Below are 7,204 nucleotides of genomic sequence, written 5' to 3' on the forward strand. Positions count from 1 at the left end.
CGGAGGTCCCATCGAGATCGTCGTGGGGGTGACGAAGGGCGGGGCCGTCCGGGCCATCCGGATTCTCAAGCAGTCGGAAACGCCGGGGCTGGGGGCCAAGGCGCCGGAACCGTTCTTCTCCGGCCAGTTCGAGAACAGGGAGCGGCTGCCCCTGAACGTGGTCAAGCAGACGCCTTCCGCGCCCAATGAAATTCAGGCGATCTCCGGCGCCACCATCACATCCTCCGCGGTGACCGCCGGGGTAAACGCCGCGGTGGACTACTGGAAGCGGAATATCGAGGGGGGCCTGAAATGACAAATCCGCTGAAAATCGTGACCAACGGGATCCTGAACGAGAACCCGACCTTCGTCCAGTGCATCGGGCTGTGTCCGACGCTTGCCGTGTCCACCAGCGTCATGAACGGCATGGGCATGGGGGTCGCCGCGATGTTCGTCCTGATCGCCTCCAACGCTGCCATCTCCCTTCTGCGCAAGGGGGTCCCCGAGGAGATACGCATCCCGATCTTCATCGTCGTCATCGCGGGGTTCGTCACCGTCATCCAGTTCCTGATGGCGGGCTTCGCCCCCGAACTCAACAGGGCGCTGGGCATCTTTATCCCGTTGATCGTCGTCAACTGCATCATTCTGGCGCGAGCCGAGGCGTTCGCGTTCAAGAACGGCGTCCTGGCCTCCGCGTTGGACGGGCTGGGCATGGGGCTGGGCTTCACCGCCGCCCTGACCTTCCTGGGCTCGATCCGGGAGTTTTTGGGGAACGGATCCCTCTTCAACGTGCCCGTCGCCCCCGCGGGCTTCCAGCCCGCCCTCCTGATCGTGCTTGCCCCCGGCGGCTTCATCGTGCTGGGGGTCTGCATGGCGGGATTCCGCGCCCTCCAGGCCTGGTGGGCCGAACGCCGTGGCCGACCCCGGCCGGAGGCCCCGCTCGGCTGTTCCGGCTGCGCCATGAGCGCGGTCTGCGGCGCCGGTGAGCCCGAGGCCGCCGCAGAGGAAGGGGGCAAGGCCTGATGGATCTGCTGCTGCTCTTCGTCAGCTCCATATTCATCCACAACATCCTGTTGTCGCGCTTCCTGGGGTGCTGTCCCTTCATGGGCGTCTCCACCAAGCTGGAGACGGCCAGGGGCATGGGGTTGGCCGTGGTGTTCGTCATCATGCTCTCGTCCCTGATGACGTGGCTGGTCTATCACTACGTGCTCGTGCCCCTGCACCTGGAGTATCTCTATACGCTGTCGTTCATCCTCGTGATCGCGGCCCTGGTGCAGTTCGTCGAGCTGGCGCTGAAGAAGCTGAACCCGGGGCTCTACAAGTCGCTGGGGATATTCCTGCCCCTGATTACGACCAACTGCGCGGTCCTGGGCGTCGCCGTCATCAACATGAACGAGAACTACACCCTGGCCCAGTCGCTCGTCAACGCGCTCGGCTCCTCTCTCGGCTTCCTGCTCGCCATCACCCTGATGGCGGGGATACGGGAACGCCTGGACCAGAACGACGCCATTCCCAAGTGTTTGAGGGGCCTGCCCCTTGCGCTCGTCACCGCCGGGCTGATGTCCATCGCCTTCATGGGCTTCAGCGGCATGGTCAAGTAGCCGGGAGGGGGGACGAATATGGACTTCATGTACGTTTTGTTCTATCCCACGGCGCTGATGGGGGCTTTGGGGCTGGTCTTCGGCGTGCTGCTGGCCATGGCCTCCGTGGCCTTCTTCGTCAAGCCGGACATTCGGGTCCAGCTGATCCGTGAGGCCCTGCCCGGGGCCAACTGCGGAGGATGCGGCTACCCCGGGTGCGACGGCTATGCGGAGGGCGTCGTGGCCGACGGGGCGAAGACGAACCTCTGTTCCGTCGGCGGCTCCGAGGTCGCGGCGCGCATAGCGGAGATCATGGGGGTACAGGCCGAGGAGACCGTTCCCATGCGCGCTTTCCTGAAGTGCAAGGGGACCCCGGAGCGTTCTCCGCGCACGGTCCTCTACAGTGGCATCCAGGACTGCCGTTCGGCGGCCATCCTGCCCGGCGGATCCCCCAACGCCTGCCCCTTCGGCTGCATGGGGTTCGGCACCTGCGTCAAGGTCTGCGCCTTCGGGGCTCTCTCCATCGTGGATGGGCTGGCCACGGTGGACGCGTCGAAGTGCACGGGCTGCGGCGCCTGTGTCGCCGTCTGCCCGAAGTCCGTACTGACGCTGATCCCCAAGAGGGAAAACGTCGCCGTGGCCTGCAACTCCCACTGGAAGGGGCCGATGGTCAAGAAGGTGTGCAGCATCGGCTGCATCGGCTGCGGACTCTGCGCCAAGGTCTGCCCGGCGACCGCCATCACGATGGACCGCGACCTCGCGGTTATCGATCCGGAGAAGTGCGTGAACTGTGGCACGTGCGTCGCCAAGTGCCCGTCGAAGTGCATCGACTCCATGCCCGCCTGCTGAAGCCGCCGAGGAGCCGGGCACATCCAAGCCCCGGCCATGTGACGAAGTGAGAGAAGCATAAACGCAGACAGGGGTAAGCGCCCCTGTCTGCGTTTTTTACCCGGAGGATGGCGAGCCCGGGAAAGGCCCTACCGTTCCCGCAGCGCTTCGCTCACGTAGGTGCGGAAGGGATCCAGAAAATACTCGATTTCCCGCTTGCGCCGCGTTTTGATCTCCGCCGTCGCTGCCATGCCCGTAATGAGCGATGTTCTTCTGTCCTCGACGATGAGGCCGTCCCGGTCCGTCGACAGGAGAACCCTATAGAGCAGTCCGCGCTGCCGTTCCCGTAAAGCCTGTTGAATCCTATACATTCATAATTTTTGTTGCGGCTGAGGAGTTTTCGACTATTCGACCAGGAACGTCGCCCAATAAAAGACGAAGACAAAGCTAAGCCCAAACAGGGCACGGGTAAGAAAGAGGAAGTAATCTCCCAGTGCGGATTCCGCCATAAGGGAGTTGTTGAGGGTGACGAACCGGAACATGCTGAAGCACAGCGTACAGACGGCAGGGATGGCGAGCTTGTAAGTCAGAATGGCGACATGAGGATTTTTTTGACGAAGCTGCAGGGTCCGTTCGTCGAAACGCAGAAACAGAAAGGCCGCCCAGGCAAATGCCCAAAAGACACACGTCACGCCGAACAAATAAAGCCGGGATTCGTTGAACAGCCCGGAAATGTTGAACGCACCCGCCGTAATGACGCTCGCAACGAAGGTGGAGACAACGGCAACGACGATCCGCCGACGGGAGAGGTACCCCAAAACGCCGTTTTCGCGGCGGGGGCCCGGCGCATTCCACGCCTTGTCGTCGTCCGGGTCCAGGCGATTCTGCGGCTGAACGCGCGGTCGATTGATGTTCAAGGTTATCGTCTCCTCTCGTTTTCCGAAAATCCCCCCGTCGAACGGAGACGGGAAGGGGCGGGCTCAGAAAAAATGAACGGTCAGCGACGGATCGGTCGTCCTCAGCCGACCCTCCAGGTTTCGGGTCGCCAGAATTTTGACGCCCTCGTCCTCCTCGAGGATGAGGATGGCCCCAAGCTCCGGCCTGTCCTCCAGAAACTTGAAAGCCCGGTCCGCCCCCATCACCATGAAGGCCGTCGCCAGCGCGTCCGCCAGAGTTCCGTCCGGCGTGACGAGGGTGGCGGAAAGCATGGCGTTGCGGACGGGATAGCCCGTCGAGGGATCGAAGAAGTGGGAGTAGCGGACCCCGTCGATGATCTTGAAGCGTTCGTAGGTGCCGGACGTGACGACGGCGGCATCCGTGACGGACAGGACCGCGATGGGAGCCCCCCTGGTGTCCTTGGGGTTGCGGATGCCGATGTTCCAGGGGGCCCCACCGGGCTGGGACCCCACGGCATAGACGTTGCCCCCCAGATCGATCAGGGCGGACCTCACCCCCCGTGCTCGGAAGAGGTTGGCCAGCCGCAGGGATGCGTACCCCTTGGCGATGCCCCCCAGATCCAGCATGCAGCCCTTCCGCCGCAGACGGACCCTGTCGGGGCTCAGCATCTCCAGGTTCTCGACTTGGGTCAGAGGAAGCAGTTCATCCACGCTGGCCGGATCGGGGAGTCGGAACCGCATGCGGGCATCGGCGTCCGCGCTCTCCGCGTCGGAGGGCATCTGCCGGTTGATCTTCCAGAGCTTCGTCAAAGGGCCCACCAGAGGGTTGAACACCCCGTCCGTCAGGGCACAGATACTCCGGGCATCCTCGATGACGGCAAACACGTCGGGGGACACAGCCTCGGGTTCGGCGCCCGCGGCATCGTTGATGCGCGCGATCGCGGAATCCTTTTGAAAGAGGGAAAGCTGGTCGTTCAGGGAGTCCAGAAGAAGAAAGGACTCGTCCAGCACCTTCTCGGGCTCCTTCCCCTCCCCCGTCACGGAGATGCGGATCATGGTGTTCATGGAGGTTCCATCCCTCGACAGCGTATGGACCTCCCTCGGGAACAGCCGTCCCCTGGCAAGGGCCGCCGCAAGAATCAACAGAACGCCCACGGCAACGCTCAGGCGCATTTTATTCATGGTTTCATTCCCATCTTTCCTTCCGCGCGCTCCCGCCCCGGCATCTCAACGGAGGCAGGCCGCCGTGCCGTTTCAAGGACCCGCGCACACCCGGGCGACGAGTGAAAAAGTGCCTACCGGACGATCCTCACGCGCGCGGAGATATCCTCTCCTCCCTTTGGCTCGGGGTGAGTGACGATGCCTCCAAAGGGCATCTCAGCCAATAAAACCCAGGAATCCGGAAGGCCGAACAATTCTTTTACGGCGGAATCGATGACGGGATTATAGTGCTGTATGTTGGCCCCGACGTTCCGCTCCCGGAGCGCCGTCCACAGGGACAGCTGCAGCATGGCGTTCGCATGATTCGCCCAGACGGGAAAGTTCTCGGCGTAACGCGGAAACTGTTCCTGCATGCCTCGGACCACGTCATTGTCGTAGAAATACAAAAGGGTCCCCGCGGCGGCCTTAAATCCGTCGACCTTCTTCCTTTCGACCGCGCCGCCAAAGGCATCGTAGACCGCATCCCACAATGCGTCCTGCATCCTGCCGAGGGCGACGGCGACCCGGGCGCTTTTCATGTTGAACGCGTCCGGAACCAGCTCGGTCACCTGACGGACCAGGGCCTCGACCTCTGCCTCCGGAACGGGAAGGTTCTTATCGAGAGCGTAAATGCTTCGGCGGTCCGCCAGCGCTTGAATCATGCCCATGAGTTTTCCCCTCCAAGCAATATTTTCCTTTTTATTTCTGCGCCCACCATAACGGCAGGCGGCTCGCTTATCATACCACCTCGCCGCGGGAGAGGCTCGGCACTTTTCCATCACTCAGGCCTAGGCATGGTTTCGTTTGATATGAAAAAGGGGATAAAGGGATACCTCCTCTGCCCAGGGCTTTTCCGTTCACCAAGTTCACCAATGAAATCTATGGCTTACGTGTTACCGTAGGCCGAGAGGCCTTCATCGAGGGCGCTCTCCGACGAAGTTGCCGGACACCCAGCCCTCCCTGCCGTCGGGCGTCCGGACGTAATACCACGTCTCCCGGCCATCCGCCCTCGTCCAATAGGCGTCGGCATCCACGGGGTACCCCTCGTTCATCTGCATGATGACCTCGGAACTCGTGTTCGGCTCCCTGCGCAAGTTGACCTTGTTGCCACGAACCTCCATGAGCGAAAAACCATAACTGCGCACAAGATAGATGTTGCCTCCGGCGACGACATGGTGGGGTAATTTCTTCTCCGCGATGAAGCGCTGAAGCGACTGAAAATCCTCCTCCGCTTCCCGTCTCATGCCATTGAACTCATCTTCGCCATATTGAATGAAGTCGGAGATGGTTTCCTCCTCCCCCTCCAGACGCACGTCATCCTCTGGAATCCAGCCCTTGCCGTATTTTTCGCTGGAAATTCGATACCATCGTCCCTTTGAGCCCTCTTCCACCCTGGCTTCAATGATGGGAAAGATGTGTTTGGCCGGTATTTGTCCAACGACGGGGCTGTTCGGGTTGGGATGTTCATGCAACGAAGCGGCCCGTTCCAGGCTTCCCAATGCCATAACCGTTTCAGGACCCTGGGGGGCGACCTGCGGCTCAACCGCCTTTGGAGACGACGGGGGCAATGGAGATAAATTTTCATTGGACTTGGAGGGAGGCAAACTTCCGGGCATCTCCCGTTCCACCTCGGACTTGTGCGCGAAAGACCGGGACAGGTACTTATAAGTGGGCTTTGCCATCAGCGCAGCGAGCGCTGCTAAGCTCAGAAACATCCCGGCCCAAAAGCTTTTACGCTTCTCCTGAGCTCCCTTTTCGACCGCCAGCCTTTCACACAAAACGGCCATCTCCCTGGAGTCCTTATAAGACCCCAGTTCTCCGAAAAGCTGCGCGGCCTGTTTATAAGTTATCGCACTGTTCGCCTGAGCCTTGAGTTCGGCTGCTTCGAAATATCGAGCCTCCTGCTCCGCCTTCTGTCGCTCCTCGGTTTTCTTCAGCACCGCCTGTGCGTAATCGGTCAGACGGGCCTTCCCCTCGTCGTCCGCGAATTGCAAGGCCCTTTGGTAGTGTTTGTATCCTTCCAAAGGGGTCAGGCTGTCCGCCAACTCCTTCTCGTCGTGGGCATTCAGCTCCACCATCAGCTTGCCGAGGTAGGCTCGGGAATTTTTGGGATCTTGATTCAGAGCCTGTTCCAGGTATCGATCCGCCCTCGGGAAACAGCCGTCCTCCAGAAACAAGAAGGCTCTCACGACAAGGGCATCCGTATCCAACCCCGCTATCGTCTCATCATCAGGGGATCGGTCCTCTGAGCGAGGCTCCTTCTCGCTCCCCATCTTCGGTTGCGTCCATTGGTCTGTCCCCTGCTTTTGCAGACCGACTGCCACGGATTGCGCTCCTGGTTGGGGCGCAGGTTCAGCTTGAATCCCCTGCTTCCGCTGCGCACCCAGATAGGCAAATACTGCCGCTACCATATACAGGGTTCCCCAGATGGCCGCATCGTGAAAGCCACCCAGGAAAGCCATTCCACAAAGGGCGGCGCTGACCAGCAGAAGGACGCTCGCGCCCCTCCTACGGCCCAGAGCCAGGCCGCCCCCGGCCAACGCCAGCATCGAGGCGAACAAAACCCCAACGCCCGCTGCACCCATCGAGGCAAGGTCACGATCGGGAGCGCTGCCAAAAGACTGCGAGATCCGCATCCCCACCCCCGCCAACATCATTCCGCACCCTCCTTGGAGTAAAGACAAGAGCGCAGAAAACACAGAAATAACAAAAGCGACGACA

At 61.2% G+C, this 7,204-nt stretch carries 9 protein-coding genes; 4 read left to right on the top strand and 5 right to left on the bottom strand.

Annotation, left to right across the window (positions count from 1 at the left end):
* The 4 genes from ABLA28_RS09680 to ABLA28_RS09695 all read left to right on the top strand — a co-directional run.
* Positions 1 to 295: FMN-binding protein (locus ABLA28_RS09680; protein ID WP_347713491.1), on the top strand; the 295-nt coding region annotated here is incomplete at its 5' end.
* Positions 292 to 1,002 carry an electron transport complex subunit E gene (locus tag ABLA28_RS09685; protein ID WP_347713492.1) on the top strand — a complete coding sequence of 237 codons (711 nt, stop codon included), beginning with the start codon at positions 292 to 294 and terminating at the stop codon, positions 1,000 to 1,002. The genes ABLA28_RS09680 and ABLA28_RS09685, both read left to right, overlap by 4 nt.
* A complete protein-coding gene (gene rsxA / locus ABLA28_RS09690; RefSeq protein ID WP_347713497.1) occupies positions 999 to 1,580 on the top strand; it encodes an electron transport complex subunit RsxA in 582 nt (193 codons plus the stop codon). The genes ABLA28_RS09685 and rsxA overlap by 4 nt, the downstream gene beginning before the upstream one ends.
* A gap of 18 nt (positions 1,581 to 1,598) precedes the next feature.
* Positions 1,599 to 2,408 (top strand): RnfABCDGE type electron transport complex subunit B, encoded by an 810-nt coding sequence (locus tag ABLA28_RS09695; protein WP_299298767.1) that lies wholly within the window; start codon positions 1,599 to 1,601, stop codon positions 2,406 to 2,408.
* Positions 2,409 to 2,536: 128 nt separating this feature from the next.
* Here ABLA28_RS09695 and ABLA28_RS09700 read toward each other — a convergent pair whose 3' ends face one another.
* The 5 genes from ABLA28_RS09700 to ABLA28_RS09720 form a co-directional block, all read right to left on the bottom strand.
* On the bottom strand, positions 2,537 to 2,758 hold the full coding sequence (locus tag ABLA28_RS09700) for a hypothetical protein (protein ID WP_347713493.1): 222 nt from the start codon (positions 2,756 to 2,758) through the stop codon (positions 2,537 to 2,539).
* Between the two features lie 33 nt (positions 2,759 to 2,791).
* Positions 2,792 to 3,304, bottom strand: coding sequence for a hypothetical protein (locus ABLA28_RS09705; RefSeq protein WP_347713494.1), 513 nt, complete (start codon positions 3,302 to 3,304; stop codon positions 2,792 to 2,794).
* 63 nt (positions 3,305 to 3,367) lie between these two features.
* The gene (locus tag ABLA28_RS09710; protein ID WP_347713495.1) at positions 3,368 to 4,465 is read right to left on the bottom strand and encodes an FAD:protein FMN transferase; all 1,098 of its coding nucleotides are present in this window, start codon (positions 4,463 to 4,465) and stop codon (positions 3,368 to 3,370) included.
* A 113-nt stretch (positions 4,466 to 4,578) separates the two neighbouring features.
* Positions 4,579 to 5,151 (bottom strand): nitroreductase family protein, encoded by a 573-nt coding sequence (locus ABLA28_RS09715; protein WP_299298755.1) that lies wholly within the window; start codon positions 5,149 to 5,151, stop codon positions 4,579 to 4,581.
* 246 nt (positions 5,152 to 5,397) lie between these two features.
* A complete protein-coding gene (locus tag ABLA28_RS09720) occupies positions 5,398 to 7,140 on the bottom strand; it encodes an SH3 domain-containing protein (RefSeq protein ID WP_347713496.1) in 1,743 nt (580 codons plus the stop codon).
* Positions 7,141 to 7,204: the final 64 nt, after the last annotated feature.

It is taken from the genome of uncultured Fretibacterium sp. (assembly GCF_963544685.1).
GTDB lineage: Bacteria > Synergistota > Synergistia > Synergistales > Aminobacteriaceae > CAJPSE01.